At 72.6% G+C, this 26,977-nt stretch carries 24 protein-coding genes; 12 read left to right on the forward strand and 12 right to left on the reverse strand.

The window, feature by feature from the left end; genetic code table 11:
* Positions 1–60: 60 nt before the first annotated feature.
* From D3P35_RS20040 to upp, 10 genes are all read left to right on the forward strand, one after another.
* Complete coding sequence (locus D3P35_RS20040) at positions 61–1,578, forward strand: ABC transporter ATP-binding protein (protein ID WP_118137169.1); 1,518 nt, start codon at positions 61–63, stop codon at positions 1,576–1,578.
* An 82-nt stretch (positions 1,579–1,660) separates the two neighbouring features.
* Positions 1,661–2,764, forward strand: a complete 1,104-nt coding sequence (locus tag D3P35_RS20045) for an ABC transporter permease (RefSeq protein WP_118137171.1) — start codon at positions 1,661–1,663, stop codon at positions 2,762–2,764.
* On the forward strand, positions 2,755–3,732 hold the full coding sequence (locus tag D3P35_RS20050; protein ID WP_198670715.1) for an ABC transporter permease: 978 nt from the start codon (positions 2,755–2,757) through the stop codon (positions 3,730–3,732). The genes D3P35_RS20045 and D3P35_RS20050 overlap by 10 nt, the downstream gene beginning before the upstream one ends.
* A gap of 1 nt (position 3,733) precedes the next feature.
* Positions 3,734–4,117: a cytidine deaminase gene (locus tag D3P35_RS20055; protein ID WP_118137173.1), complete on the forward strand. Its 384-nt coding sequence runs from the start codon at positions 3,734–3,736 to the stop codon at positions 4,115–4,117.
* Positions 4,114–4,890: a purine-nucleoside phosphorylase gene (locus D3P35_RS20060; protein WP_118137175.1), complete on the forward strand. Its 777-nt coding sequence runs from the start codon at positions 4,114–4,116 to the stop codon at positions 4,888–4,890. The genes D3P35_RS20055 and D3P35_RS20060 overlap by 4 nt, the downstream gene beginning before the upstream one ends.
* 45 nt (positions 4,891–4,935) lie before the next feature.
* A complete protein-coding gene (deoC, locus tag D3P35_RS20065) occupies positions 4,936–5,703 on the forward strand; it encodes a deoxyribose-phosphate aldolase (RefSeq protein WP_118137177.1) in 768 nt (255 codons plus the stop codon).
* Positions 5,703–7,010 carry a thymidine phosphorylase gene (gene deoA, locus D3P35_RS20070; RefSeq protein WP_118137179.1) on the forward strand — a complete coding sequence of 436 codons (1,308 nt, stop codon included), beginning with the start codon at positions 5,703–5,705 and terminating at the stop codon, positions 7,008–7,010. Before deoC ends, deoA begins: the two co-directional genes overlap by 1 nt.
* Positions 7,011–7,029: 19 nt before the next feature.
* On the forward strand, positions 7,030–8,244 hold the full coding sequence (locus tag D3P35_RS20075; RefSeq protein WP_118137181.1) for a phosphopentomutase: 1,215 nt from the start codon (positions 7,030–7,032) through the stop codon (positions 8,242–8,244).
* Complete coding sequence (add, locus tag D3P35_RS20080; RefSeq protein ID WP_118137183.1) at positions 8,241–9,227, forward strand: adenosine deaminase; 987 nt, start codon at positions 8,241–8,243, stop codon at positions 9,225–9,227. Before D3P35_RS20075 ends, add begins: the two co-directional genes overlap by 4 nt.
* On the forward strand, positions 9,224–9,856 hold the full coding sequence (gene upp, locus D3P35_RS20085) for a uracil phosphoribosyltransferase (RefSeq protein ID WP_118137185.1): 633 nt from the start codon (positions 9,224–9,226) through the stop codon (positions 9,854–9,856). The genes add and upp overlap by 4 nt, the downstream gene beginning before the upstream one ends.
* A gap of 517 nt (positions 9,857–10,373) precedes the next feature.
* On the opposite strand, the gene D3P35_RS20090 is transcribed toward upp, so the two are convergent.
* Positions 10,374–12,140, reverse strand: coding sequence for a hypothetical protein (locus D3P35_RS20090; protein WP_118137187.1), 1,767 nt, complete (start codon positions 12,138–12,140; stop codon positions 10,374–10,376).
* Complete coding sequence (uraD, locus tag D3P35_RS20095; protein ID WP_118137189.1) at positions 12,137–12,691, reverse strand: 2-oxo-4-hydroxy-4-carboxy-5-ureidoimidazoline decarboxylase; 555 nt, start codon at positions 12,689–12,691, stop codon at positions 12,137–12,139. The genes D3P35_RS20090 and uraD overlap by 4 nt, the downstream gene beginning before the upstream one ends.
* A 95-nt stretch (positions 12,692–12,786) precedes the next feature.
* Between uraD and D3P35_RS20100 the strand changes: the two genes are divergently transcribed.
* A complete protein-coding gene (locus tag D3P35_RS20100; protein ID WP_118137191.1) occupies positions 12,787–13,971 on the forward strand; it encodes a urate hydroxylase PuuD in 1,185 nt (394 codons plus the stop codon).
* Positions 13,972–14,014: 43 nt separating this feature from the next.
* Here the strand turns inward: D3P35_RS20100 and D3P35_RS20105 are convergent, their stop codons facing one another.
* Complete coding sequence (locus tag D3P35_RS20105) at positions 14,015–14,716, reverse strand: RluA family pseudouridine synthase (protein ID WP_118137193.1); 702 nt, start codon at positions 14,714–14,716, stop codon at positions 14,015–14,017.
* Between the two features lie 122 nt (positions 14,717–14,838).
* Here D3P35_RS20105 and D3P35_RS20110 point away from each other — a divergent pair, with 122 nt between their 5' ends.
* The gene (locus D3P35_RS20110) at positions 14,839–15,345 is read left to right on the forward strand and encodes a GNAT family N-acetyltransferase (RefSeq protein ID WP_198670716.1); all 507 of its coding nucleotides are present in this window, start codon (positions 14,839–14,841) and stop codon (positions 15,343–15,345) included.
* A 135-nt stretch (positions 15,346–15,480) separates the two neighbouring features.
* Here the strand turns inward: D3P35_RS20110 and D3P35_RS20115 are convergent, their stop codons facing one another.
* From D3P35_RS20115 to xdhC, 9 genes are all read right to left on the reverse strand, one after another.
* Complete coding sequence (locus D3P35_RS20115) at positions 15,481–16,683, reverse strand: FAD-dependent monooxygenase (RefSeq protein ID WP_118137195.1); 1,203 nt, start codon at positions 16,681–16,683, stop codon at positions 15,481–15,483.
* Positions 16,680–18,023: an 8-oxoguanine deaminase gene (locus D3P35_RS20120; protein ID WP_118137197.1), complete on the reverse strand. Its 1,344-nt coding sequence runs from the start codon at positions 18,021–18,023 to the stop codon at positions 16,680–16,682. The genes D3P35_RS20115 and D3P35_RS20120 overlap by 4 nt, the downstream gene beginning before the upstream one ends.
* Entirely contained in the window at positions 18,020–19,318 is a 1,299-nt protein-coding gene (guaD, locus tag D3P35_RS20125) for a guanine deaminase (RefSeq protein ID WP_118137200.1), read from the reverse strand. Before guaD ends, D3P35_RS20120 begins: the two co-directional genes overlap by 4 nt.
* A complete protein-coding gene (locus D3P35_RS20130; protein ID WP_118137202.1) occupies positions 19,315–20,271 on the reverse strand; it encodes an aldo/keto reductase in 957 nt (318 codons plus the stop codon). The genes guaD and D3P35_RS20130 overlap by 4 nt, the downstream gene beginning before the upstream one ends.
* Before the next feature lie 408 nt (positions 20,272–20,679).
* Positions 20,680–21,759, reverse strand: a complete 1,080-nt coding sequence (locus D3P35_RS20135; RefSeq protein ID WP_118137204.1) for a BMP family ABC transporter substrate-binding protein — start codon at positions 21,757–21,759, stop codon at positions 20,680–20,682.
* A gap of 71 nt (positions 21,760–21,830) precedes the next feature.
* Entirely contained in the window at positions 21,831–22,916 is a 1,086-nt protein-coding gene (locus D3P35_RS20140) for an ABC transporter permease (RefSeq protein WP_118137206.1), read from the reverse strand.
* A gap of 22 nt (positions 22,917–22,938) precedes the next feature.
* Positions 22,939–24,009 (reverse strand): ABC transporter permease, encoded by a 1,071-nt coding sequence (locus D3P35_RS20145; protein ID WP_118137208.1) that lies wholly within the window; start codon positions 24,007–24,009, stop codon positions 22,939–22,941.
* A gap of 104 nt (positions 24,010–24,113) precedes the next feature.
* Positions 24,114–25,637, reverse strand: a complete 1,524-nt coding sequence (locus D3P35_RS20150; RefSeq protein WP_118137210.1) for an ABC transporter ATP-binding protein — start codon at positions 25,635–25,637, stop codon at positions 24,114–24,116.
* Positions 25,634–26,641 (reverse strand): xanthine dehydrogenase accessory protein XdhC, encoded by a 1,008-nt coding sequence (xdhC, locus tag D3P35_RS20155; RefSeq protein WP_118137212.1) that lies wholly within the window; start codon positions 26,639–26,641, stop codon positions 25,634–25,636. The genes D3P35_RS20150 and xdhC overlap by 4 nt, the downstream gene beginning before the upstream one ends.
* Positions 26,642–26,977 lie beyond the last annotated feature (336 nt).

Below are 26,977 nucleotides of genomic sequence, written 5' to 3' on the forward strand. Positions count from 1 at the left end.
CTTCACCGATCGCGCGCGAGGCAATAAGCTCGGCGCCATGACAAATCCAGCGGAGGGGGCATGAGCCAGCCTGCCATCGAACTCGTCGGGGTCGACAAGAGCTTCGGCCCGGTCCACGCCAATCGCGACATCCACCTGAAGGTGGAGAAGGGCACGATCCACGGCATCATCGGCGAGAACGGCGCCGGCAAGTCGACGCTGATGTCGATCCTCTACGGCTTCTACCAGGCCGACCGCGGCCGGATCCTGGTGAACGGGCGCGAGGTGAAGATCCGCGACAGCCAGGCGGCCATCGGCCTCGGCATCGGCATGGTCCACCAGCATTTCATGCTGGTGGAGCCCTTCACCGTGCTGGAGAACGTGATGCTTGGCGTGGAGGGCGGCGCGCTGCTCGGCCCCGGCCGCCGCGCCGCGCGCGCCGAGCTGCGCCGGCTGGAGGAGGAATACGACCTGCGCGTGGACCCCGACGCGGTGGTGGGCGAGCTGCCCGTGGGCCTGCAGCAGCGCGTGGAGATCCTCAAGGCGCTCTACCGCGGCGCGGAGGTGCTGATCCTCGACGAGCCCACCGGCGTGCTCACGCCGGAGGAGGCGGACCATCTGTTCCGCATCCTCGCGCGGCTGCGGGCGGAGGGGAAGACCATCCTGCTCATCACCCACAAGCTGCGCGAGATCATGGCCATCACCGACACCGTGAGCGTGATGCGCCAGGGCGAGATGGTGGCCTCGCGCCGCACCGCCGAGACCGGGGTGGAGGAGCTGGCCGAGCTGATGGTGGGCCGGCGGGTGCTGCTGCGCGTGGAGAAGGGCGCCGCCGCCCCGGGCGTGGTGCGCCTCGCCGTCGAGGGGGTGTCGCTGAAGGACGCCCAGGGCGTCACCCGGCTCGACGACGTGAGCCTCGAGGTGCGGGCGGGCGAGATCGTCGGCATTGCCGGGGTGTCGGGCAACGGCCAGTCGGAGCTGCTCGAGGTGCTCTCGGGTATCCGCGCGCCGAGCGAGGGCCGGGTGCTGCTCGCCGGTGCCGATGCCACGGGGCGCGACCCGGCCTGGATGCGCAGCCACCGCCTCGCCCATGTGCCGGAGGACCGCCACCGCGCCGGGCTGGTGACGAAGTTCCAGGCCCGGGAGAACGTGATGCTCGGCTACCAGCGCGCGCCTGATTACGGCGAGGGCGCGCTGATCGACCGCGCGGCGCTGCTGGAGGCCACGCGCCGGCACATGGAGGATTTCGACGTCCGCCCGCCCGACCCCTTCCTGAAGGCGGCGAATTTCTCCGGCGGCAACCAGCAGAAGATCGTGCTCGCCCGCGAGATCGAGCGCGACCCCGACGTGCTCCTCGTCGGCCAGCCCACCCGCGGCGTCGACGTGGGCGCCATCGAGGCCATCCACCGCCGCCTGATTGCGCTGCGCGACGCGGGCAAGGCTATCCTGCTGGTCTCGGTCGAGCTCGACGAGATCCGCGCCCTCTCCGACCGCGTGCTGGTGATGTGCGGCGGCGTGATCGTGGGCGAGGTCTCGCCCGACGCGCCGGAGGGCGAGATCGGCCTGATGATGTCCGGTGTGGGCGGAGACGCGGCATGAGCGCGGGGCGCAGCGAGAGCCTGGCGGCGCGGGACGGCCGCGGCTTGAAGGAGTATCAGGAGAGCATGGTGGAGGCCGTCGCATGAACACCCTGCCGAAATGGGTCGAATACGGGTTGCTGCCGGCGGTGAACCTTGCCGTGGCCTTCCTCGTCGCCGGGCTGGTGGTGCTGATGATCGGGGAGAACCCGCTGGAGGCGGTGCGGCTCATCGTCTACGGTGCCTTCGGCTATGGCGAGGGCATCGGCTTCACGCTCTATTACGCCACGAACTTCATATTCACCGGGCTCGCCGTGGCGGTGGCCTTCCATGCCAGCCAGTTCAACATCGGCGGCGAGGGGCAGGCCTATGTCGGCGGGCTGGGGGCGGGGCTCGTGTGCCTCGCGCTCGACCGCTACCTGTCTTGGTGGACCATCCTGCCCTTCGCCATGCTGGGCGGCGCGCTCTTCGGCTGCGTCTGGGGGGCGATCCCGGGCTGGTTACAGGCCCGGCGCGGCGCGCATGTCGTGATCACCACCATCATGTTCAACTACATCGCCGCCTCGATGATGAGCTATCTCATTGTGAACCACCTCAAGGTGCAGGGCGATGCCTCCGTGCAGTCGCGCACCTTCGAGGCGGATGCGCGGCTGCCGCATCTCGAGGGGCTGATGGGGCTCTTCGGGCAGGACATCGGCGGCGCGCCGCTCAACATCATGTTCCTGATCGCGCTCGTCGCGGCGGTGCTGGTGTGGGTGCTGATCTGGCGCACCAAGCTGGGCTACGAGATCCGCGTCTTCGGGGCGAACCCGGACGCGGCGCGATATGCCGGCATCTCGGCCACGCGCATCATCGTCACGGTGATGGCGCTCTCGGGCGCGCTCGCGGGGCTGATGGCGCTCAACCCGGTGATGGGCGAGCAGAACCGCATCTTCCTCGACATCCCCGGCGGCGCCGGCTTCGTGGGCATCGCCGTGGCGCTGATGGGGCGGGCGCACCCGGTGGGCATCGTGCTCGCGGCCCTGCTCTTCGGCGTGCTCTACCAGGGCGGTGCGGAGCTGGCCTTCGACATGCCCAAGATCAGCCGTGACATGGTGGTGCTGATCCAGGGCCTCGCCATCCTCTTCGCGGGGGCGCTGGAATACATGTTCCGCCCGGCCATGGTGCGGATCTTCGCGCGCAAGAAGGGAGGTGCGGCATGGACCTGAGCCTGTTCCACGACCTGCTGCAGGTGCTCGACGCCACGCTGCGCATCTCGGCGCCGCTGCTGCTCGCCGCCCTCGCGGGGGTGTTCTCCGAGCGCGCCGGCATCTTCGACATCGGGCTGGAGGGCAAGCTGCTGGTCTCGGCCTTCGCGGCGGCGGCGGTGGCGGCGGTCACCGGCTCGGTGTGGCTGGGGCTGGGATCGGGCATCCTCGCCTCGGTGGCGCTCGCGCTGGTGCACGGCTTTGCCTGCATCACCCACCGGGGAAACCAGATCGTCTCCGGTGTCGCGATCAACTTCATCGCGTCCGGCATCACCGCGCTGCTGGGGCAGGCCTGGTTCTCGCAGGGCGGGCGCACGCCGCAGCTCACCGGCTCCGCCCGCTTCGAGGACATCACGCTGCCCTTCGCCGAGGCCATCGCCGCCGTGCCGGTGATCGGGCCGATCTATGCGGACGTGCTCTCGGGCCACAAGCTGCTGGTCTATGTCGCCTTCCTCGCCGCGCCCCTCACCTGGTGGGTGCTCTACCGCACGCGCTTCGGCATGCGGCTGCGCGCGGTGGGCGAAAACCCCGCCGCGGTCGATACCGCCGGCATCTCGGTGGCCTGGATGCGCTACCGCGCGGTGATCTGCACCGGCATCCTCTGCGGGCTCGCGGGGGCCTATCTCTCCACCGCGCAGAACGCGGGATTCATCCGCGAGATGTCGGCCGGCAAGGGCTATATCGCGCTGGCCGCGATGATCTTCGCCAAGTGGCGGCCGATCCCCACCATGTTCGCCTGCCTGCTCTTCGGGCTTCTCGACGCGCTCGCGATCCGCTATCAGGGCTTCGAATTCCCGCTGATCGGCACCATCCCCTCGCAGGCCACCGCGGTGCTGCCCTATGTGCTGACGGTGATCCTGCTGGCGGGCTTCATCGGCCGGGCGGTGGCGCCGAAGGCCGGCGGGGTGCCATACGTGAAGGAGCGCTGAGATGGATCTGTTCGAGGCCGCGAAGGCCGTGCGCGAGAAGGCCTATGCCCCCTATTCCGGCTTCCTCGTCGGCGCTGCGCTGCGCACGCCCTCGGGCGTGTTCGCCGGCTGCAACGTGGAGAATGTCGCCTATCCGGAGGGCACCTGCGCCGAGGCCGGCGCCATCGCCGCCATGTGTGCCGCGGGCGAGCGGGTGATCGAGGAGGTGCTGGTGATCGCCGACAGCCCGGAGCCGGTCACCCCCTGCGGCGGCTGCCGGCAGAAGCTGGCCGAGTTCGCCGCGCCGGAGGTCGTCGTCACCCTTGCCGGGCTCGAGGGCCCGCGCGCGCGCATGACGGTGGCCGAGCTGCTGCCCGGTGCCTTCGCGAAGGGGCACCTGGAATGAGCCTCACCGCCGCCGCACAGCAGGTGAGTGCCGCCGGCGGCCAGCCCGCCGCCATCGGGCTGGTGCTGGGCTCGGGCCTCGGCGCGCTGGCCGACGAGGTGGAGGAGGCGCAGCGCTTTCCCTTTGCCGAACTGCCGGGATTTCCGCTCTCCACCGTCTCGGGGCATGCGGGCGAGCTGGTCCTCGGCCGGCTCGACGGGGTGCGCGTGGCGCTGGTCTCGGGCCGGGTGCATGCCTACGAGGGCGGGGGGGCCGCGGTGATGCGCCCGGTGCTGGAAACCCTGCGCGACCTTGGCGTGACCGACCTGCTCCTCACCAATTCCGCCGGCTCCACCCGCGCGGAATGGGCGCCGGGCAGCCTTGTCGCCATCGCCGATCACATCAATCTCTCGGGCATGAACCCGCTGATCGGCGAGGAGACGGACGCGCGGTTCCTGAGCATGGTCGACGCCTACGACCCCGGGCTGCGCGCCCGGCTGGGCGACATCCCCGAGGGCGTCTACGCCTGGTTCTCCGGCCCGAGCTTCGAGACCCCGGCCGAGATCCGCGCCGTCCGCGCGCTGGGGGCAGACCTGGTGGGCATGTCCACCGTGCCGGAATGCATCCTCGCGCGGTTCCTCGGGATGCGGGTGGCGGCGGTCTCGGTGGTGACGAACCTTGCCGCGGGCATGACCGGCGAGGCACTCTCGCACGCGGAGACGAAATCGGAGGCCGCGAAGGCCCGGGCGCGGTTCCGCGCCCTCGTGAAGGACTTCGTGCGCAGCTTCGCCTGAGGCGGCGCATGACAATACGGGCCCGAGGCGGCCCCGGGAGGACACATGACACCTGAAATCGCGGCCGCGCGCGCGCTGGCCTGCCTCGACCTCACCAACCTGGAAGACAAGTGCACCGGCGATGACATCGACGCGCTGTGCAAGCGCGCCGACACGCCGCACGGCTCCGTGGCCGCCGTGTGCATATGGCCGAAATTCGTGGCCCAGGCCAAGGGGTTGCTGAGCCTCACCACCGTCCGCGTCGCCACCGTGGTGAATTTCCCCACCGGTGACCGCCCGGCCTCCGAGGTGATGGCGATGACCGAGGAGGCGGTGCATGACGGCGCCGACGAGATCGACATGGTCATTCCCTACCGCCACCTGATGGAGGGCGAACCGGAGGCGGTGCGCGCCATGGTGGAGCGGGTGAAGACCTCCGCCGGCGAGGCCAAGGTGAAGGCCATCCTCGAGACCGGCATCCTCAACGATGACGCGATGATCTCCCGCGCCGCGGCGCTCGCCATCGACGGCGGCGCCGATTTCATCAAGACCTCCACCGGCAAGGTGCCGATGAACGCCACCCACCGCGCGGTGCGCCTGATGCTCGAGGAGGTGGCGCAGCACCGCGAGAAGCTCATCGGGGTGAAACCCTCCGGCGGGGTGCGCAGCCTTCAGGATGCCACCTCCTATCTCGAGATCGCCGACGAGGTGATGGGCGAGGACTGGGTGAGCCCGCTCACCTTCCGCTTCGGCGCCTCCTCGCTGCTCGATGCGCTGCTGGCCACGCTCGCCGGCCAGACACCCGCCGAAGACGGGATCGCGGAGGGCTACTGATGCTCGCGCAGGAGGTCATCACCGCCAAGCGTGACGGGCGGGCGCTCAGCGCGGAGGAGCTGCGCTTCTTCGTGGCCGGTATCACCGACGGCTCGATCGAGGACAGCCAGATTTCCGCCCTCGCGATGGCGATCATCTGGCGCGGGCTGGACGCGGAGGAGCGCGTGGCCCTCACCCTGGCGATGCGCGATTCCGGCAAGGTGCTGAAATGGGACCTGCCGGGCCCGGTGGTCGACAAGCACTCCACGGGGGGCGTGGGCGACAACGTGAGCCTGATGCTCGCCCCCGCGCTTGCCGCCTGCGGCGCCTATGTGCCGATGATCTCGGGCCGCGGGCTGGGCCACACCGGCGGCACGCTCGACAAGTTCGACGCCATCCCCGGCTACCGCACCCAGCCCGGCGAGGACGAACTGCGCCGCGTGGTGGCCGAGGTGGGCTGCGCGGTGATCGGCCAGACCGACGAGATTGCGCCCGCCGACAAGCGCTTCTACGGCGTGCGCGATGTCTCCGGCACGGTGGAGAGCCTCGACCTGATCACCGCCTCGATCCTCTCGAAGAAGCTCGCCGCCGGGCTGCAGGCGCTGGTGCTCGACGTGAAGGTGGGCAACGGCGCCTTCATGGCCTCGGCCGACGAGGCCCGCGCCCTCGCGCAGAGCCTCGTGAGCGTGGCGGGCGGCGCGGGCTGCCCCACGGCCGCACTCATCACCGACATGAACGAGCCGCTCGCCTCCGCCGCCGGCAACGCGCTGGAGGTGGCGAATGCCGCCGCCTTCCTCACCGGTGCCGAGATCGACAGCCGGCTCTGGGACGTGACGGTGGCGCAGGGCGGCACGCTGCTCGCCCTCGCCGGTCTCGCGCCCGACGTGCCCACCGGCGAGGCGCGGCTGCGCGACGCCTTCCAGTCGGGTGCGGCGGCCGAGCGTTTCGGGCGCATGGTCTCGGCCCTCGGCGGCCCGGCCGATTTCCTCGAGCGCTACGCGGAGATCCTCGCCAAGGCCCCGGTGGTGCGCGATGTCTTCGCCCCCGGTGAAGGCTTCGTCACCGGCATCGACACGCGGGCCGTGGGCCTCGCGGTGGTCGAGCTCGGCGGCGGGCGGCGCAAGCGGGCCGATGCGATCGACCCCGCGGTGGGCTTCGACCGGCTGCTGGGCCTCGGCCTGCGGGCCGACGCGGAGACGCCGATTGCCCGCGTTCACGCCGCCTCGGAGGCCGCCGCCGATGCCGCCGCCGCGCGCCTTGCCGCCGCCTATACGCTCTCCGCGCGGCCCGGGCCCGAGGCCGATCTCATCAAGGAGCGGATCTCGTGAACGGGCGGAGGACAGGCTGATGCCCCGCGCCTTCCTGCTGGTGATGGACAGCGTGGGCGCGGGCGGCGCGCCCGATGCCGCCGCCTTCGGCGACGAGGGGGCCAACACGCTGGGCCATATCGCCGCCGCATGCGCCGCCGGCCGGGCGGAGGAGGGGCGCTCCGGCCCGCTGCACCTGCCCAACCTCGCTGCCCTCGGCCTGTGGGAGGCCGTCGGCCTCGCCTCCGGCGCGCCGGTGCCCGCCGGCCCTGCGCCCGCCGGCCTCTGGGGTGCGGCCGAGGAGGTCTCGAAGGGCAAGGACACCCCCTCCGGCCACTGGGAGCTCGCCGGAGTGCCCGTGCCCTGGGACTGGCACTACTTCCCGCGCAGCGTGCCAGCCTTCCCGGCCGAGCTCACCGAGGCGCTGATCCGGGAGGCCGGGCTGCCGGGAATCTTAGGCAATTGCCACGCGTCCGGCATGCCGATCCTGCGCGCGCTGGGGGAGGAGCACATCGCGACGGGCAAGCCGATCTGCTACACCTCCGCCGACAGCGTGTTCCAGATAGCGGCACATGAAGAGGTCTTCGGCCTCGAGCGGCTGATGCAGGTCTGCGAGGTGGCGGCCAAGCTGGTGCACCCGATGCGGGTGGGGCGGGTGATCGCCCGGCCGTTCCTGGGCCGCAGCCCGGAGGAGTTCCGCCGCACGGCAAACCGGCGCGACCTTGCCATTCCGCCGCCCGAGCCTACCCTGTGCGAGCGCGTGGTGGCCGCGGGCGGCCGGACCATTGGCATCGGCAAGATCGGCGACATTTTCGCCCATCGGGGGATATCCGAGCTGCTCAAGGGCGCGGACGACATGGCGCTGGTGGATCACACCATCGAGATGGCCCGCACCGCCCCCGACGGCACGTTCGTTTTCGCCAACTATGTCGAGTTCGACTCGCTCTATGGTCACCCGCGCGACGTGGCGGGCTATGCGCGCGCGCTCGAGGCGTTCGACGCGCGCCTGCCCGCGATCACCGCCCATCTGCGGGAGGGAGACCTGATGATCATCACCGCCGACCATGGCAACGACCCCACCTGGGCCGGCACCGAGCACACGCGCGAGCGGGTGCCGGTGCTGGGCGCGGGCCCCGATGTCTCCGGCCCCGTGGGGCTGGTGCGCTTCGCCGACGTGGGCGAGAGCATCGCGGCACATCTCGGGCTCGCGCCCGGGGCGCACGGGCGGAGTTTCCTGTGCCTGGCCTTGCCATGAACGCCGTGGCGCGGGACTGGCTCACCCTGCCCAAGGTGGAGCTGCACCTGCATCTCGAGGGCGCCGCCCCGCCGGAGTTCATCCGCGGCCTCGCCGCCGAGAAGGGGCTGAACCTGGGCCATATCTTCGCCGCGGACGGCAGCTATGACTGGGCGGATTTCTCCGAGTTCCTCGCGGTCTACGAGGTGGCGACCTCCGTGCTGCAGACGCCGGAGGATTACACCCGCCTTACCGAGGCGGTGCTGCGCGCCCGTGCGGCGGAAGGGGTGATCTACACCGAGATCTTCCTCGCCCCGCAGCTCTGCGCCGCCGATGGCGCGGCCTGGGCCGACATGCTCGCCGCCATCCGCGAGGGCGCGGCGCGGGTGCCGGGCATCGAGGCGCGGTTCATCCCGGTCGCCGTGCGCCACATGGGCCCGGACGATGCGCGCCGCGTGGCCGCCATGGTGGCGGGCGTGCCCGGCGTGAGCGGCTTCGGCCTCGCGGGGGACGAGCGGCGCTTTGCGGCCGCCGATTTCGCGCCGGCCTTCGCGCTGGCGCGCGAGGCGGGGCTGGGCCTCACCGCCCATGCCGGCGAGGTTTGCGGGCCCGAGAGCATCCGCGCGACGCTCGACGCCCTCGCGCCCGCGCGCATCGGCCACGGCATCGCCGCGGCGGACGACCCCGCGCTGATGGCGCGGCTGGCGGAGGAGGGCGTGGTGCTGGAGGTCTGCCCCGGCTCGAACATCGCGCTGTCGCTCTGCCCCGGCTGGGCGGAACACCCGGTGGCCGTGCTCGACCGCGCGGGCGTGGGCGTGACCCTCTCCACCGACGATCCGCCCTATTTCCACACGTCGCTGGCGCTCGAATACGCCGCCCTCAACGAGGCCTTCGGCTGGAGCCGCAAGACCTTCACGCGGCTGAACCGGCTTGCCATGCGCGCCGCCTTCTGCGACGACGCCACCCGGACCCGGATGCTGGAGAGATTGGGAGAAAGCGCATGAGCGAGCACCTGACGATCGTCGACCACCCCCTTGTGCAGCACAAGCTCACGCTGATGCGCGACAAGGCCACCTCCACCGCCGGGTTCCGGCAGCTGCTGCGCGAGATCTCGCTGCTGCTCGCCTACGAGGTGACCCGCGACCTGCCGATGACCACGATGACCGTGGACACGCCGCTGCAGGAGATGGAAGCCCCGGTGCTCAAGGGCAAGAAGCTGGCACTGGTCTCGATCCTGCGCGCCGGCAACGGGCTGCTCGACGGGGTGCTGGAGCTGATCCCCTCCGCGCGCGTCGGCTTCGTCGGCCTCTACCGCGACGAGGAAACCCTGCAGCCGGTGCAGTACTACTTCAAGGTGCCGGGTGACCTCGCCGACCGGCCAGTGATCGCGGTCGACCCGATGCTCGCCACGGGCAATTCCTCCGCCGCCGCGGTGCAGCTCCTGAAGGACGCCGGCGCCACCGACATCCGTTTCCTCTGCCTGCTCGCCGCCCCCGAGGGCGTGGCGCGCATGAAGGAAGCCCATCCGGACGTGCGCATCATCACCGCCTCGCTCGACAAGCGCCTGAACGAGAAGGGCTATATCCTGCCCGGCCTCGGCGACGCGGGCGACCGGATGTTCGGTACGAAGTAAGGCCCGGAGCGGCCGGGGCGCCGGCTCCGGCCCTCACCCCGGTCGCGGCAGGGGCCGGAGGGGGCAGCACCATCTGCTCCGCCAGCCGTTGCGGCCTGCGGGGTGCGGCGCGCTCTTCCACGCACCGATGCCGGTGCGGTGCTGATCTCACCGACCGGGGAGGGCGCATCAGCCAACGCCCTGCATGCCCCCCCGCTGGCCTCGACGGACGGGCACGGGACAGCGGCTATACATGCCGGATGGGGTACGCTCGCCTGGCTGGCCCGGAGATCGGGCGACGGCCCGTTCCGGCGAAATCCGGACGGAGCGCAGCACATCTCCGAAGAGGCTTGCGCGACACCCGGCATATGCGACGCCCAACGGCGCACGGCGCACGGCGCACGGGCGGAGCCCTGGGCCGCGGCGAGACAGCGCATGGGGCTGCCACGACAGTGCCTCCGGCCGCGCATGGGCCGGCGGGGCAGGCTTTCGGACCGGCTCCGAACGTCCGCGCTGCGCAGGATGCCGGCCCTCTGGCTCAGGCTTCGACCGGTTGCAGCAGGTCGAGCAGGGTGCGGTAGAACAGCGAGCCGTTGAAATTCTCCGACATCGGCAGGATGCAGGTCGCCCAGTCCGCGAGGCCGGGGGCGCCGCCGGGCATCGGCCAGCCGCGCGCGGGCGAGAGAAAGCCGCGCACCGCCTCCGCGTTGCCGATGCGCGCCGCCGAGACCGCACCGAAGCAGCGCGGCAGGATCCAGCGCTCCGGCAGGTCGCGCAGGCAGGAGACCGCCGAGCGCCGCTCGTTGCAGATGGCGAGCGCCGTGCCGCGCAGGGCGCGCAGGCCCGGCTCGTGATCGCCGATCAGGATGCGCTCGGCATGGGCGACGGCCTCGTCCTCCTCCGCCACGAGCGCGAGGCCGAGCGCGGCGGCGGCCAGCGCCTCGCCGCGGTCGGTGTCGAGCGCTGCTGCACGGCGCAGGGCAGCGGCCGCCTCGGCGCGCTGGCCGGCGATCAGGTCGCGCCAGCCCGCCTCCGCCTGGTCCAGCGGGTCGAGCGGCTGCGGCTCGCGGCGCTGGCGGCGCTCGGAGGGCACGGAGCCGGGCACCGAGAGCAGCAGGCGCAGGGCCTGGGTTTCGGGTGCGGCGGGAATGAGCTGCGGATAGGCGGACGGCGGCGCGGCATTGCCGGGCGAGAGCGCGGCGGCGATGCGCGTGGCGGTGGCGCCGGCGCCGATGTCGTCCTCCGCCGAGCCGGTCCAGACCAGGGTCTCGTCGGCGATGCGCCAGAGCTGCAGCCAGAGGCGCCCCTCGTCCTCGACCATCTCCAGCCGGTGATCGGCGGTCTCGGAGCGGGTGAGGCGGAGCTGGCCGGGGCGGCGGCCGAGCTGGTCGATGATATGCAGCGCGGTGCGGCGCAACAGGTGGCTGCGCAGCTGGTCCGGCGGGCCGATGCGCACCGATGGCCGGGTGAGCGGCCCGCGCACGGGGCCCGGCGCGCCCTGCCGGACCCGGCCGGGCCCGGAGGTGGCGAGCTTCAGCCGCTCCACCTCGGCGAGGATCTCGCCGTCCGGCGGGTCGTCGTGTTCCTCGAGATGCGCGAGGTAGAGCGTGCCGTAGACGCGCAGTGCCGCCGCGGTGTCGCCCATCTGCTCGTGGACGCGCATGAGCGTGATGGCGGCGGGCTGGCGGGTGCGGTCGAGGTTGAAGGCGGCGAGGGCGAGGTCGCGCCGGCGGGCGATCTCGAGATCGGGCCCGGCGAGGGCGAGGTCGATGGCCCGCATCGCCAGGGCCTCGAGATCCTGGACGCGCTCGGCGAGCCAGTGGCTGAACTCGGGGTCGACGTCGTCGCAGCCGGCGGCGATGCTCTGGAACGGGTGGTGCCGCTCCAGCAGCGCGGAATGCGCGTAGCCCGCCTCCGCGGCCCGCAGCGCGTTGAGCACGTCGCAATCCACGCTCGCGAGGTCGAGCCGCACCTCGAGCCGCCCGCCCGTGAGGCCGCGGTACCCGGCCTGGGTCAGCCTGTCCACCAGCACCTTGAGGTCGCGCTTGAGCGAGTTGCGCTGGTGCTCGGCGCTGGCCGAGCGGCTCCACAGCCGTTCGGAGAGCACGGCACGGCTCTCCTCGCCGGTGCGGCTGAGCACGAGACAGGTGATGAGCGCCCGCGCCTTGGCCGAGGAGATGTTGAGGCGGCGGCCGTCGACGAACAGGTTCACCCCGTCGAACAGCTCCACCCGCAGCCGCGTGGGGCGCTCGGCCCCGGCCTCCGGCGGGGCGAGGGCCTCGCTGCCGAAGGGAAGCCCGCTCACCGCCCGGCCTCCGCCGCCTCCGCGGCGGCCAGGGCCTCCAGCCGCAGCAGGGCGATGCGGTGCACGTGCACGAGGGCGGCGGCAAACTCGGTCTGCGGATCGCGCGCGGCCCGGGTGCGGAAATCGGCGAGGATCTCCTGCCGGGTCCGCCCGCGCACCGCGATGATGTAGGGAAAGCCGAAGCGGGCGCGGTAGGCGGCGTTGAGCTCGGTGAAGGCGGCGAACTCCTCCGGGGTGCAGCGGTCGAGCCCGGCGCCGGCCTGCTCGGCGGAGGAGGCGGCGGTGAGCCCCCCCGCGAGCGCGAGCTTTCCGGCGAGGTCGGGGTGCGCGCGCAACAGCTCGAGCCGCTGCGCCGGGGAGGCGGCCTCCACCCGGGCGGCGAGCACCGCCGCGAGGGCGGACGGTGCGTGCAGCCCGGCGGGCAGGCCCGCGTCCCAGGCGCCCTCGGCCACCCAGGGCGAATGTTCGTAGACACCGCCGAACCGGCCCACGAAGGCCGCACGGTCCAGCGCTGCCGGGTCGGTCGCGAAGCGTGCTCCGGGCTCTGTCACTCTCTCACCTCCCCAAGGTTATCCGCGTAGTTTCGGGCTTTTGCGGGGCAGAGCGCAAGTGTATTGTTGCGATGCGAAGCGAACGGGGAGAGCGCATGGAAGCGGTGTTTCACGACTGGATCAGCCTCTTCGTCCGCTGGGCCCACATCATCGCCGCCGTCGGCTGGATCGGGTCGAGCTTCTACTTCATGGGGCTCGACTATTCGCTGCGCAAGCGCAAGGGCATGACCGACGACAAGGTGGGCGACACCTGGCAGGTGCATGGCGGCGGCTTCTACCACATGGTGAAATACAAGGTGGCGCCCGAGCACATGCCCGAGGAGCTGACCTGGTTCAAGTGGGAGAGCTACTCCACCTGGATGACCGGCTTCGCGATGATGGCCGTCACCTATTACTGGGGCGCGAAGGGGCTGCTGATCGACCGCTCGGTGGCCGACATCCCGGTGGCGCTGGCGATCCTCGTCTCGGCGGGCTCGCTGGTGGCGGGCTGGTTCCTCTACGACGCGCTGTGCAAGTCACCGCTGCGCCACCGGCCGGCGGTGATGTTCGCGGTGCTGTTCGTGGCGCTCGTCGTGGCGGCCTGGGGTTTCGGGCAGGTGTTCTCCGCCCGGGCGGCCTGGCTGCACATCGGGGCCGTGATCGCCACGATGATGAGCGGCAACGTCTTCCTCGTCATCATCCCCAACCAGCGCATCGTGGTGGACGACCTGAAGGCCGGCCGCACGCCGGAGGCGAAATACGGCCAGATCGCCAAGCTGCGCTCCACCCACAACAACTACCTCACGCTGCCCGTCGTGCTGATGATGATCTCCAACCATTACCCGATGGCCTTCGGGCACCCGTATTCCTGGGTGCTGATCGGCTTCATCCTGGTGATCGGCGCGGTGGTGCGGCACTGGTTCAACATGCATGAGCAGGGCCGGCACGGGCCGATCATGAAATGGCAGTGGCCGCTGGCCACCTTCCTCGCCATCTGCATGATGTGGTTCTCCTCCTGGCGGCCGGGAGAGGCCTCGGCCGAGGTCGACCCGCAGGCGGCGATGGCGGTGGTGGGCGCGCATTGCGCGATGTGCCATGCCGCGAACCCCACCCACGAGGGGTTCGAGGAGGCGCCGGGCGGGGTTGCCTTCGACACCCTGCCGGAGATCCGCGCCCATGCCGCGCGCATGCTGGCGCAGGCGGTGCTCTCCACCAACATGCCGCTGGGCAACGAAACCGGCATGACCGCGGAGGACCGCGCCGTGCTCGGTGCCTGGCTGCGGGCCGGTGCGCCGGAATAGCGCTTTACACCAGCAGCTTACGGCGCCTTCCTGATGCGAAGCCTCAGAACGGGCAGGGGTCTGTCGCCTCCATGCGGCGGCCGTCTGCGGGGTGGTGGAAGCCGAGGTACTCGGAGTGGAGCTGCAACCTGTCGGCGGCGGCGCGGGCCGCGCCCTCGGCGTAGAGCGGGTCGCCCAGGATGGGGTGGCCCATCGAGAGCATGTGCACCCGCAGCTGGTGGCTGCGCCCGGTGAGGGGCGTGAGGGCGAGGCGGGTGGCCTCCGGCTCGCGCCCGATCACCTCCCAGTCGGTCTGCGAGGGGCGGCCGTGCGCGTGGTCGACCTTCTGGCGCGGGCGGTTCGGCGGGTCGAAGGCGAGCGGCAGGTCGATGCGGCCGCGCTCGCCCTCCACCGCGCCCCGGACCCGGGCGATGTAGCGCTTTGCCGTGCGCCGCGCCTCGAACTGCATGGAGAGGTGGCGATGCGCCTCGGCCGTGAGGCCCAGCACCATGATGCCGGAGGTGTCGAGGTCGAGCCGGTGGACGATGCGCGCCCCGGGGTAGAGGCTGCGCGCCCGGGTGGCGATGCAGTCCTGCAGGTGCTCGCCCCGGCCGGGCACCGAGAGGATGCCGGAGGGTTTCGAGACGAGGATCAGGTGGTCATCGGCGTGCAGCACGCTGAGGAAGGGCTCGCGCGGGGGCGCGTAGTCCAGCTCGGGCGGCTGGCGCTCGGCGGGGGGCAACGGCTGTCGGGTGTCTCTGGCCATGCGCGGGCTCCGGGGCTGTGCGGGCCCTTTCCTTAGCGTCAGCGGCGGGCGCGGGCAACCGCATGCGCTTGCACCTGCCGCGCCGCCCTCGCAGGATGCGCGGACGGACGAAGGAGACAGCCATGACCACAGCCGCCATTCCCGCACCCGTGATCCGGCTCGCCCGGCCCGAGGACAGGCCGGAGCTGGAGCGTTTCATGGCCGCCCTGCAGGCGCATGAGCAGGCGCGCTCGCCGGGCGCGGGGCTGGTGGCGCCGGCGCGCATGGCCGCGCCGCACCTGCGCTGGCTCGAGACCTGGGTGGAGGAGAGCGGCGGCGTGATCCTGGTGGCGGAGGGTGCCGAGGGCGCGCTGCTGGGCTTCGCGGTCTGCGGCATCGGCGAGGACGGCGGCCACCACCTGCCCGAGCGCCTGCGCCGCTTCGGCGAGGTCTCGGACCTCTACGTGGCCGACGCGGCGCGCGGCCGCGGCGTGGGCCGGGCGCTGCTCGACGCGGCGGCGGAGGCGTTCCGCGCCCGTGGCCTCGCCCGCATGACCATCACCGCGATGGCCTCGAACCCCGAGGCGGTGAAGACCTACCGCGGCCTGTTCGGCTCCGAGACCTACCTCACCTTCGAAGCGCGGCTGTGAGCGGCGCGCCGGGCTGCGCACCGGGAGGCCTGGCGATCACGGGGGGGGCCGGGGGGCGCGCTCAGCCCGGGGCGCTCGGGGAGGCCGGGCAGGCGGGCCCCGCGCCGGGCGGCGGCCCGTGGCCCCGTGCCTCCGTCAGCGCTCGCGGGTGACATCGGTGCCGTAGAGCCAGTCGAAGGCGGGGGCGAACAGCGACGGGGCGAGGCGCGTGGCCAGCGCCATGGGCCCGAAGCGCACCAGGCGCGTGCGCGCGCCCTCGGCGTGGAACAGGGCGGCGTTGCCGGCAGCGCGGGCCTGCACCTTCGTGGCGCGGGCATGGCGGCGGGCGGCGTAGTCGGCGAAGCCGGCGGAAATCTCGCCGGTGCGCTCGAGGCTCGCGGCCAGCACCCAGGCATCCTCGATGGCCATGGCGGCGCCCTGGGCGAGAAAGGGCAGCATCGGGTGGCAGGCGTCGCCCAGCAGCACCGTGCGGCCCCGGCCCCAGCTCGGCATCGGCGGGCGGTCGCACAGCGCCCAGAGCCAGCATTCCTCCACCGCGTCGAGCAGCCGGCGCAGGCCGGGGTGCCAGCCGGCGAAGGCGGCGCGCATCGCCTCGGGGTCGCCCTTCGCGGTCCAGCTCTCGGCGGCCCAGGGGCCCTCGCGCACCGCGACGATGTTCACGAGGCTCCCGCCGCGCAGGTAGTAGGTGACGACATGCGCACCGGGCCCGGCCCAGATCGTGGCGTCCGGGCTCACCAGCCCCGGCGGCAGGGCCTCGGCCGGCACGGTGGCGCGCCAGCAGACATTGCCGGTGAAGCGCACGTCGGCGGGGCCGAACAGCGCCTTGCGCACGGTGGAATGCAGCCCGTCGGCGCCCACCAGCCCGGCGGTCACGCGCGTCTCGCCGGTGGCGAGGCCGAGCTGCAGCGCCTGCGCCCCCTCGCTCACCACGTCGAGGCGGGTGCCGGTTTCCACCTCCACGCCGGCGGCGCGGCAGGCTTCGAGCAGCAGGCCCTGCAGGTCGGCGCGGTGGATCTGCACGAAGGGCGCGCCGTGGCGGGCGCGGATGCGGGCCCCGAGCGGCATGCGGAACAGGGTCCAGCCGCGGCGGCCGTCGCGGATCACGGCATGCTCGGGGGTGAAGCCCGCCGCCTCCACCGCCTCCGCCAGCCCGAGCCGGGCGAGCACATGCATCGCATTGGGCCCGAGCTGCAGGCCGGCGCCCACTTCCGAGATCTCGGCGGCGCGCTCGATCACCCGCACGGGGATGTCGCGGCGGGCGAGGGCGAGGGCGGCGGAGAGGCCGCCGATGCCTGCCCCCGCCACGGTGATCGCCCGGGGGGCGGGAGGGGAGGTCATGCCATCAGCCCCCGCATCAGCCGGTTCTGCCGCTCCACCGCCGCGCCGAGCTCGAGGCCGGCAAGCTGCCCCTCGCGCACCACCGCGCGGCCTTCGACGAGCAGGTCGCGCACCGTGAAGGGGCCGCAGAGCACCAGCGCCGCCACCGGGTCCCAGGCGCCGGCGGCGCCGAGGCCGGAGACGTCCCAGACCGCGAGATCGGCGCGCAGCCCGGGCGCGATGGCGCCGAGATCCGGGCGGCCGAGTACGCGCGCGCCGCCGAGCGTCGCCATCTCCAGCGCCTCCCGCGCGCTGAGCGCATCCGCCCCGCGTGCGACGCGCTGCAGCAGCAGCGCCTGCCGCGCCTCGGAGAGCAGGTGGCCGCTGTCGTTCGAGGCCGAGCCGTCGACCCCGAGGCCCAGGGGCACGCCAGCATCGCGCAGCGCGCGCACCGGGGCGATGCCCGAGCCGAGCCGGCAGTTCGAGCAGGGGCAATGCGCAACCCCGGTGCGGCTGCGGGCGAAGAGGTCGATCTCGGCCGCGTCGAGCATCACGCAATGGGCGTGCCAGACATCCGGGCCGGTCCAGCCAAGGGCCTCGGCGTAATCGCCCGGCCGGCAGCCGAAGGTTTCCAGTGAATAGGCCACGTCCTCGGCGTTCTCCGCCAGATGGGTGTGCAGCATCACCCCCTTGTCGCGCGCGAGCAGCGCCGCGTCGCGCATCAGCTCGCGGCTCACCGAGAAGGGCGAGCAGGGGGCGATGCCGATGCGCAGCATGGCGCCCGGCGCGGGGTCGTGGAAGGCGTCGACCACGCGGATGCAGTCGGCGAGGATCGCGGTCTCGCGCTCGACCAGCGCATCGGGGGGCAGGCCGCCCGCGCTCTCGCCGATGCTCATCGCGCCGCGGGTGGGGTGGAAGCGGATGCCCACGGCGCGCGCGGCGGCGATGGTGTCCTCCAGGCGCACGCCGTCGGGGTAGAGGTAGAGGTGATCGGCCGAGAGGGTGCAGCCGGAGAGGGCGAGCTCGGCGAGGCCGATCGTCGCCGCGCTCTCCATGTGCTCGGGGCGCATGCGGGCCCAGACGGGGTAGAGCTTCTGCAGCCAGCCGAACAGCAGATCGTCCTGCGCCACGGCGCGGGTCATGGTCTGGAACAGGTGGTGATGGGTGTTCACGAGGCCGGGGGTGACCACGCAGCCTTTCGCGTTCAGCCGCTCCGCGCCCTCTGCCGCGGGCGTGGCGCCGAGGCCGGGGCCCACCGCCTCGATCACCCCGTCGCTGAGCAGGATGTCGCAATCGGCGATCTCGCGGCGCTCCGCGTCCATGGTGACCACGAGGCCGCCCTCGACGAGAAGCCTGCTCATGCCGCGGCCCTCGGCTGGTTGCCGGCGGTCCGGACGGCGCGGATCGCGCGGTCATCGCCCAGCATGATGGTGGGGAAGATCTGCTCCCAAAGGCTCTCCGCCCGGCCGGCGCGCTGTGCGATCACCGGGGTGGAGGCGAGGTCGAGGGCGATGATGTCGGCCTCGCGGCCGGGCGCGAGATTGCCGATGGCGTCGCCCATGCGCAGCGTGTCGGCAGCGCCTTGGGTGGCGAGCCAGAGGAGCTGTGCGGGGTGCAGCGCCGTGCCGGAGAGCTGGCCGATCTCGTAGGCCGCCGCCATGGTGCGCAGCATGGAGAAGCTGGAGCCGCCGCCCACGTCGGTCGCGAGCCCCACCGGCACGCCGAGGCGCTGTGCGGCGGCCATGTCGAACAGGCCGGAGCCGATGAAGGTGTTCGAGGTCGGGCAATGCGCGATGCCGGTGCCGGTCTCGGTGATGGCGGCGCGCTCGCGCGCGGTGAGGTGGATGGCATGGCCCATCACCGCGCCGGGGCCGGCGAGGCCGAAGCGCTGGTAGACGCCGAAATAGTCCGGCGCGTCGGGGAACAGCCCCGCCACCCAGGCGATTTCCTCGTGCTGTTCGCTCAGGTGCGTCTGCATCAGGCAGGACGGGTTGGCGGCCCAGAGCGCGCCCGCCGCCTCGAGCTGCTCGGGGCTCGAGGTGGGGGCGAAGCGCGGCGAGACCACGTAGGTCAGCCGGCCGCGGCCGTGCCAGCGGGCGATGAGCGCGGCGCTTTCGTCGTAGCCGCGGGCGGGGGTGTCGCACAGGCCCTCGGGGGCGTTGCGGTCCATCATCACCTTGCCGGCGGCGAGGCGCAGGCCGCGTGCCTCCGCGGCGCCCATCAGCGCGTCGACGCTTTCCGGGGCCGAGGTGCAGTAGCAGCAGGCGGTGGTGATGCCGTTGGCCGCGTTGAGGTCGAGGTAGAGCCCGGCGATCTCGGCCGCGTAGGCGGGGTCGGAAAAGCGCATCTCCTCGGGGAAGGTGTAGCCGTTGAGCCAGTCGATGAGCCGCTTGCCCCAGGAGGCGATGATGCCGGTCTGCGGGTAATGCGCGTGGGCGTCGACGAAGCCTGCCATCAGCAGGGCTTCGCCCATGTCCTCGCGCGGCACCTGCGGGTGGGCGGCGAGGAGGGCCTCCGCCGGGCCGACCTTCGCGATGCGCCCGTCCTCCACCAGCACCGCGCCGTGGCGGTGGTGCTGCACCGCCTCCTCCGGCGGCACGGCGAAGGGGGAGGCGGTGAAGGAGAGGGTCTGCCCGGTGAGCAGGCGGCGGTTCATCCCAGCTCCTCGAGCCGGTCGGTCGCCGGGACCGGGGTGGGGGAGAGGGCGGAGATCTTCGCCCGCACGTCCTCGGTCATGTTGTAGTCGGCGGCGGCGATGGCAGGGGCGAGCTGCTCCACGTTGCGCGCACCGATGATCGGCGCGGTGACCGCGGGGTGGGCGGCCACCCAGGCATCGGCGAGGGTGACCGGGCTCACGCCGAGGTCCTTCGCGAAGGCGACGAACTCGCGCACCACGCCCTCCACCCAGGGGGCGGCGTAGCGCTTGGCATACATCTCCATCTGGTCGAGCCGGCCGCGCGCGTTGCCCGCGCCCTCGTCGGGCAGGTACTTGCCGGTGAGCACGCCGGCGGCGAGCGGGTTGTAGGGCACCACGGCCACGTCCTCGGCGGCACAGAGCGGCAGGATCTCCACCTCGGCCTGGCGCTTCACCAGGTTGTACATCGGCTGGAACACGTCGAAGCGGGCCCAGCCCTCGCGCTTCTGCACCCCGAGCGCTGTGGCGAGCTGCCAGGCCGCGTAGTTGGAGGCGCCGAGGTAGAGCACCTTGCCCTGGCGCACCAGGTCGTCGAGGGCGCGCAGCGTGTCCTCCAGCCGGGCCTCGGGGTCCCAGCGGTGCATGAAGAGCACGTCGATCCGGTCGGTGCCGAGCCGCTTCAGGCTGGCCTCCACGGAGGCGAGCACGTTGCGCCGGCTGCCGCCCTTGTCGGAGGCGAACTTGGTGGTGAGGGTGATCTCCTCGCGCTCATGGGCGATGAGCCGGCCGAGGATCTCCTCCGCCGTGCCGTTCTGGTAGACATTGGCGCAGTCGAAGAAGTCGATGCCGGCGTCGCGGCAGGCGGCGTAGAGCTTCGCACTCTGCGCCTCGTCCGCATCGCCGCCGAAGGACATGGTGCCGTAGCACAGCGCGGAGACGGAGGTGCCGGTGCGGCCGAGGGGCTTCCTGAGCATGGTGCGTTTCCTTTCCCGAAGTCGGCGCCATCAAAGGCGATTGCCGGGGCAGGTGCAAGCGGAGCCTTGGGGGGTGGCGCCCGGTCGGGGCCAGGGCCGCTGCCGCCCCGCATGCGGAGCCCTCCGCGAGACGCCCGGGCGCCGCTCTCCGCCGGCGCGACCGGCGAGGCCGCTCTCCCGCCGGGCGACCGGCTGCGGCGGGAGAGCCACCGTCAGGGCCGCCCGCCGGCAGAAGGCGGAGCCGCGCCTCCGAAGCCGACGCCCGGCAAGCGGCGCGCGCCCTCACACGCAGCGTCCGGCGTCCCGGGCCTGCCCCGGGACCTCGCCGTGCCCGCGCCGCCCTCGCCACCCCGAAACGCAAACGGGGCCCGCGCGGGGCCCCGTTCGGTGTCGCTCAGGCGCCGCGCCTCACTTCGGCAGGTCGCCCTCGATGCCTTCCACGTAGAAGTTCATGCCCAGCAGGGTGCCGTCATCGGCCACCTCGCCCTCGGCCAGCCAGGGCGAGCCGTCCTGCTTGTTGATCGGACCGGTGAACGGGTGCAGCGTGCCGGCGGCGATGGCGTCACGCGCCTCCATGGCCATCTGCTTCACGTCCTCGGGCACCTTGTCGGAGAACTCGGCGAGCTGGACCATGCCGGTGTCGAAGCCGCCCCAGGTGTCGGTCTCCTCCCAGGTGCCGTCGAGCACGGCCTGCACGCGGGAGATGTAGTAGGGGTCCCAGTGGTCCATGATCGAGGTGAGCTGGGCGTCGGGGCCGAACTGCTTCATGTCCGAGGCCTGGCCGAAGGCGAGGATGCCGTTCTCCTGCGCGATGGTCATCGCCGCCGGGCTGTCGGTGTGCTGCATGATGATGTCGGCGCCCTGCTCGATCAGCGCCTTGGCGGCGTCGGCCTCCTTGGCGGGGTCGAACCAGGTCGAGACCCAGACGATCTTGAACTGCACGTCCGGGTTCACCGATTTCGCCGCGAGATAGGCCGCGTTGATGCCGCGCACCACTTCGGGGATCGGGAAGGAGGCGATGTAGCCGATGGTGTTGGTCTTGGTCATCTTGCCGGCGACGAGGCCGATCACGTGCCGGCCCTCGTAGAAGCGCGAGGAATAGGTGGAGACGTTGTCGGCGCGCTTGTAGCCGGTGGCGTGCTCGAACTTCACGTCCGGGAACATCTTCGCCACCTTGATGGTCTGGTCCATGTAGCCGAAGGAGGTGGTGAAGATCAGGTCGGTGCCCGAGCGGGCCATCTGCTGGATCACGCGCTCGGCGTCCGGGCCCTCGGGCACGCTCTCGACGAAGGTGGTCTCCACCTTGTCGCCGAACTCGGCCTCCACGGCCTTGCGGCCCACGTCGTGCTGGTAGGACCAGCCGAAATCGCCCACCGGGCCGACATAGACGAAGCCGACCTTCACGTGATCCTTGGCCTGGGCAAGCGCGCCCGAGGCCCCGAGGGCCAGTGCGGCCGCGGCGGCGAGCACGGTTGATGCGAGTTTCATGGCTCAGTTCTCCCTGTTGAACTCTGCGTGCCCGGGGGCTGCCCCGGGCGGGTATGAGGATGCCCCGGGCCTCAGCCCGCGGCGTGGAACACGCGCCCCAGGCTGGCCGGGGCGTTGAGGGCGGCGCGCGCGCGGTCGCGCGACATCACCACCAGCACGAGTATGGTCACGAGATAGGGCGCCATGGAGAGCCAGGCAGAGCCGATCTGGAAGCGCGGCGCGGCGAGGCCGAAGGCCAGTGCCGCCGCCCCCAGTCCGAGGGCCGCGAGAGCGAGGCCCGCCGGCCGCCCGGCGCGCAGGGCGAGGCCGAGCCACACGAGCCCCACCACGATCAGCCCCGCGCCCGCCGGCAGCGCCGGGTTGAGCGACAGCGCCTGGGTGTTGAGCTGCAGGATGGTGACCCCGCCGAAGAGATAGGCGCCGAGCAGCACCCGCCAGGGCTTCCAGGAGGCGAACACCACGATGGCGAGCGCGATCCAGCCCGCCCCCGCGGTCATCCCTTCCGTCCATTGCGGCACGCGCACGAGGCTCAGGTACGCGCCGCCCAGCCCCGCGCAGGCCCCGCCGAAGGCGATGGCGGCGAGGCGGATGGGCACCACCTTCATGCCCAGCGAATGCGCGGCGTCATGGTTTTCGCCCACCGCGCGCAGCACCATGCCGCCGCGGGTGCGGGCGAGAAACCACCACACCGCCGCCACGAGCAGGATGGAGAGGTAGACCATCGCATCGAAGGAGAACAGCAGCCGGCCGAGCACCGGGATGTCGCCCAGGAGAGGCAAGTCGAGCCGCGGGAAGGGCGGCGGCTTCACTCCCGCGTAGGGCTGGCCGATCAGCGCCGCGAGGCCGAGGCCGAACATGGTGAGGGCGAGGCCCGTCGCCACCTGGTTCGACAGCAGGTACTGCGTCATCACTCCGAAGATGAGCGCGAGCACCGCGCCGCCCGTGGCGGAGGCGAGAAAGCCCAGCCAGGGGCTGCCGCTCTCCACCGCCGCGGCGAAGCCGGTGATGGCGCCGAACACCATCATGCCCTCCACCCCGAGGTTGAGCACGCCGGATTTCTCGGTCACGAGCTCGCCCGTGGCGGCCAGCACGAGCGGCGTGGCGGCGATGATCAGGCTCACGATCAGGGCGATGGGGTCGAGGGTGCTCAGGTCCATTGCGGGGCCTTTCGGGGGGTGGTCATGTCCGCGCCTCCCGGCGCTTCGGCACCAGCCTGTAGCGCACCAGGATGTCGAGGCCGAGCAGGAAGAACAGCAGCATGCCGCGGAAGGTCTCGTTGGCCGCAGCCGGGATGCCGAGGGCGAACTGCGCCGTCTCGCCGCCGATGTAGGTGAGCGCCATGATGGCCGCGGCCAGCACGATGCCCGGGGGCGAGAGCCGGCCGAGGAAGGCCACGATGATGGCGGTGAACCCGTAGCCCACCGGCAGCGAGGGCGCGAGCTGCTGGGCCGGCCCCGCTACCTCGAACATGCCCGCAAGCCCCGCCGCCGCCCCCGAGAGCCCCATGCAGGCCCAGGTCACATGCGCGCGGTCCACCCCGGCGAAGCGCGCCGCCCGCGGCGCCTCGCCCGAGAGGCGGATGCGGAAGCCGAAGATGTGCCGGCTCATCAGCACCTGCGCCGCGATCACCACGAGCAGGGTGACGAGCACGCCCACATGCACGCGGGTGTATTCCATCAGCACCGGCAGCACCGCGCTGTCGTGGAAGCTGCGCGACAGGGGGAAGTTGAAGCCCTGCGGGTCGCGCAGCGGGCCGGAGACCATGGCGATGAGGAACTGCTCGGCCACGTAGACCAGCATCAGGCTCACCAGGATCTCGTTGGCGCCGAAGCGGGTTTTCAGCACGGCGGGGATCATCGCCCAGCCCGCCCCCGCCGCGGTGCCGGCGACGAGCATCAGCGGCAGCAGCCAAAGCCCCTGCACGTCGTAGAAGGCCAGCGCCACGGCCGAGGCCGCGACGGCGCCCATGATGAACTGCCCCTCGGCGCCGATGTTCCAGATACCGGCACGAAAGCCCAGCGACAGGCCGATGGCGATGAGGGCGAGCGGCGCGCCCTTCACCATGAGCTCGGAGCGCGAATAGGGGTCGAACAGCGGGTCGACGAAGATCACCCGCATCGCCGCCACGGGGTCTTTCCCCAGGGCCGCGAAGAGCGCGCCGCCGAAGAGCACGGTCAGCGCCACCGCCAGCACCGGGGTGAGCAGGAGCATGGCGCGCGAAGGCTCGCGCCGCGCCTCAAGCCGCAGCATGGGCACCTCCGCGGCAGGGCCGGGGGCGGGCGCCGCCCGGGCCGCCGGGGCGCTGCGCGCCGGCAGCCGGTGTCGCGGCGCGGGCCGCGCGGCTGCGCAAGGGGTCAGGCAGGGGCATGCGTCTCTCCCGCGTCTTTCACTGTGCTGCCGCCCATCATCAGGCCGATCTCGTCGATGCCGAGGCTCGCGGCCGGGCGCGGCGCGGAGAGCCGGCCGCCGGCGAGCACCGCCAGCCGGTCGGAGATCTCCATCAGCTCGTCGAGGTCCTGGCTGATCACGATCACCGCCGCCCCGCCGGCGGCGAGGGTGACGAGGGCGGCGCGGATGGCCGCGGCGGCGGCGGCGTCCACCCCCCAGGTGGGCTGGTTCACCACCAGCACGTCGGGCTTCTGCAACACCTCGCGGCCCACCACGAATTTCTGCAGGTTGCCGCCCGAGAGCGCCCTGGCCGCATGGTCGACCCCCGGGGTGCGCACGTCGAAGCGGCGCACGATGGCCTCGGCGAAGCTGGCGGTGGCGCGCCATTTCACGAAGCCGCCATTGGCCAGCCGCTCGCGGGTGAGGCCGGTGAGCAGGGCGTTCTCGGTGAGGGTCATCTCGGGCGCCGCGGCATGGCCGAGCCGCTCCTCGGGCGCCGTGCACAGGCCGAGGGCGCGGCGGCGGTTGGGCCCGAGCGCGCCGATCTCCTGCCCGCGCAGGCGGATCATGCCCGGCGCCACCCGCCGCTCGCCGGAGAGCGCGGCCTGCAGCTCTTCCTGCCCGTTGCCGGCCACGCCGCCGATGCCGAGGATCTCGCCCTTGTGGAGGCTGAGCGAGACATCGCGCAGCGAGGTGCCGAACGGGTCGGGCGAGGGCAGGGCGAGCCCCGCGAGCTCCAGCACGATGCCGCCCACGGCGTGGGATTTCGCCACCGGCCGGGCGAGCGCGCTGCCGATCATCGCCTCGGCGAGGGATTTCGCGGTTTCCTGCGCCGGCACGCAGCTGCCCACCACGCGGCCGCCGCGCAGGATGGTGGCGCGGTCGCACAGGCTGCGGATCTCCTCGAGCTTGTGGGAGATGTAGAGGATGGCCACGCCTTCGGCCGAGAGCTTGCGCAGGGTGGCGAAGAGCACCTCCACCTCCTGCGGGGTGAGCACCGAGGTGGGCTCGTCCATGATCAGCAGGCGCGGCTCCTGCAGCAGGCAGCGCACGATTTCGACACGCTGGCGCTCGCCCACCGAGAGGTCGCCGACCAGCCGGTCGGGGTCGAGCGGCAGGCCGTATTCCGCCGAGACCGAGCGGATGCGCGCCGGCAGGTCGCGCCCGGCCTGCGCGGCTTCCATGCCGAGGGCGATGTTCTCCGCCACGCTCATCGCCTCGAAGAGCGAGAAGTGCTGGAACACCATCGCCACGCCCGCGGCGCGCGCGTCACCCGGCCGGGCGGGGGTGTAGGGGCGGCCCGAGAGGGTCATCTCGCCGGCATCGGGGCGCACGAGGCCGAAGATGGTCTTCACCAGCGTGGACTTGCCGGCGCCGTTCTCACCGAGCAGGGCATGCACCTCGCCGGGGGCGATGTCGAAGGAGACGTCGGAATTGGCCACGACACCGGGATAGGCCTTGGTGAGGCCGCGCAGCGAGAGCAGGCTCATGCGGCGCCCTCCCGGGGGTGGGCGGCGGCGGCGGCGGCATCCTCGCGCAGCATCTGCGCCGCGATCCCCAGCGCCACGGCGGCCGGGGCCTTGCCGAGGGCGCGGTCGCCGATCGGGCAGTCGAGCCGGGCGAGGGCGGCGGGCCCGTGGCCGAGGGCCGTGAGGCGGGAGCGGAAGCGCGCCGCCTTGGAGGCCGAGCCGATCAGCCCCAGCCGGCCGGAGGGGCGCGAGAGCACGCGGTGGCAGATCTCGAGGTCGAGCGCGTGGGAACAGGTCATCACGATATGGCGGGCCTCCTCGGGGGCATGGCGCACGGCGTCGGCGGGGTTGGCGGCCACGAGGCGTTCGGCATGGGGAGGCAGGCGTTCGGGGAAGCGCGCCGCGGCGCTGTCGACCCAGAGCACGCGGTAGGGCAGCCCGTCGAGCACATGCACCAGCGCGCGGCCCACGTGGCCGGCGCCGTAGAGCACCACGGGCCGGCCGGGGCCCGCCACGGGCTCCACCGCCCATCCGCCGTCGACAAGGGCGCTGCCTCCCGATGCGCCCGCGCGCGCCGCCCGCAACAGGCGCTGCAGGCCGAGCGGCGCATGCGGCGGTGCGACCCCGGCCAGCGGAGCCTCGCCGCTGGCGGTGGGCCGGGCGAGCATCGACGCCCCCCCGCGGACCAGCGCCGCCAGGTGGTCCGCTTCCGCTTCGCCGAACCGCTCCAGCAACAGTTTCACCGATCCGCCGCAGCACTGGCCGAGGGCCGGCCCGAGGGCCAGTGCCGCCTCGGCCCGTGCCCAGGGCCCGGGTGCATCGAGAAGTGCGCGCGCCCGCGCCGTCGCCTCGAACTCGAGCGCGCCGCCGCCGATGGTGCCCTCCTGCCCGTCGTGCCACACGAGCATCGCGGCGCCGGCCTCACGCGGGGCGGAGCCGCCGGTGGCCGTCACGACCACGCGCACGACCGAGCCCTCGCGGGCCACCGCGGCGCAGAGCCTGGAGATGTCGATACCTGCGCTCACGGGAGCCGCCTTGCGGCGCGGGCCGCGGCGGGGGCCACCTCGGGCCGGCGGGTGACCCCTAGGGCAGCCGCCGCGGGAGCGGGGATCGGGGGCGGCGCGCACTCAAGGGTGATCGGCGCAGGCGACTTGAGGAATGATCGACAGAGTTCCGGGGCCCTGACCCTCCCTGCTTTCCGACCTCGCCGAGAGGCGGCGGCGTGAGCACGGGTGCGGGCGCCCGCGACAGTCCGGGCGTCGGCGACGTGCAGGGAAGGGGTGCAGGTGTTCCTGCCGGCGGCGGACGGGGCTTTGCCGGACGGGAGGTGGGAGCGCTCGGGCCGCGCGGCGCGGCCTGCA

This window comes from Oceanicella sp. SM1341 (genome assembly GCF_003448965.1).
GTDB lineage: Bacteria > Pseudomonadota > Alphaproteobacteria > Rhodobacterales > Rhodobacteraceae > Paroceanicella.

Coding starts and splice junctions, on each gene's coding strand:
- D3P35_RS20130 (WP_118137202.1), bottom strand. CDS start 20,271: ATGCTCAGGAAGCCCCTCGGCCGCACCGGCACCTCCGTCTCCGCGCTG.
- D3P35_RS20115 (WP_118137195.1), bottom strand. CDS start 16,683: ATGACCTCCCCTCCCGCCCCCCGGGCGATCACCGTGGCGGGGGCAGGC.
- D3P35_RS20135 (WP_118137204.1), bottom strand. CDS start 21,759: ATGAAACTCGCATCAACCGTGCTCGCCGCCGCGGCCGCACTGGCCCTC.
- D3P35_RS20145 (WP_118137208.1), bottom strand. CDS start 24,009: ATGCTGCGGCTTGAGGCGCGGCGCGAGCCTTCGCGCGCCATGCTCCTG.
- D3P35_RS20110 (WP_198670716.1), top strand. CDS start 14,839: ATGACCACAGCCGCCATTCCCGCACCCGTGATCCGGCTCGCCCGGCCC.
- deoA (WP_118137179.1), top strand. CDS start 5,703: ATGCTCGCGCAGGAGGTCATCACCGCCAAGCGTGACGGGCGGGCGCTC.
- upp (WP_118137185.1), top strand. CDS start 9,224: ATGAGCGAGCACCTGACGATCGTCGACCACCCCCTTGTGCAGCACAAG.
- guaD (WP_118137200.1), bottom strand. CDS start 19,318: ATGAACCGCCGCCTGCTCACCGGGCAGACCCTCTCCTTCACCGCCTCC.
- D3P35_RS20120 (WP_118137197.1), bottom strand. CDS start 18,023: ATGAGCAGGCTTCTCGTCGAGGGCGGCCTCGTGGTCACCATGGACGCG.
- D3P35_RS20040 (WP_118137169.1), top strand. CDS start 61: ATGAGCCAGCCTGCCATCGAACTCGTCGGGGTCGACAAGAGCTTCGGC.
- D3P35_RS20140 (WP_118137206.1), bottom strand. CDS start 22,916: ATGGACCTGAGCACCCTCGACCCCATCGCCCTGATCGTGAGCCTGATC.
- D3P35_RS20060 (WP_118137175.1), top strand. CDS start 4,114: ATGAGCCTCACCGCCGCCGCACAGCAGGTGAGTGCCGCCGGCGGCCAG.
- D3P35_RS20045 (WP_118137171.1), top strand. CDS start 1,661: ATGAACACCCTGCCGAAATGGGTCGAATACGGGTTGCTGCCGGCGGTG.
- D3P35_RS20055 (WP_118137173.1), top strand. CDS start 3,734: ATGGATCTGTTCGAGGCCGCGAAGGCCGTGCGCGAGAAGGCCTATGCC.
- D3P35_RS20150 (WP_118137210.1), bottom strand. CDS start 25,637: ATGAGCCTGCTCTCGCTGCGCGGCCTCACCAAGGCCTATCCCGGTGTC.
- D3P35_RS20075 (WP_118137181.1), top strand. CDS start 7,030: ATGCCCCGCGCCTTCCTGCTGGTGATGGACAGCGTGGGCGCGGGCGGC.
- D3P35_RS20050 (WP_198670715.1), top strand. CDS start 2,755: ATGGACCTGAGCCTGTTCCACGACCTGCTGCAGGTGCTCGACGCCACG.
- deoC (WP_118137177.1), top strand. CDS start 4,936: ATGACACCTGAAATCGCGGCCGCGCGCGCGCTGGCCTGCCTCGACCTC.
- D3P35_RS20100 (WP_118137191.1), top strand. CDS start 12,787: ATGGAAGCGGTGTTTCACGACTGGATCAGCCTCTTCGTCCGCTGGGCC.
- add (WP_118137183.1), top strand. CDS start 8,241: ATGAACGCCGTGGCGCGGGACTGGCTCACCCTGCCCAAGGTGGAGCTG.
- D3P35_RS20105 (WP_118137193.1), bottom strand. CDS start 14,716: ATGGCCAGAGACACCCGACAGCCGTTGCCCCCCGCCGAGCGCCAGCCG.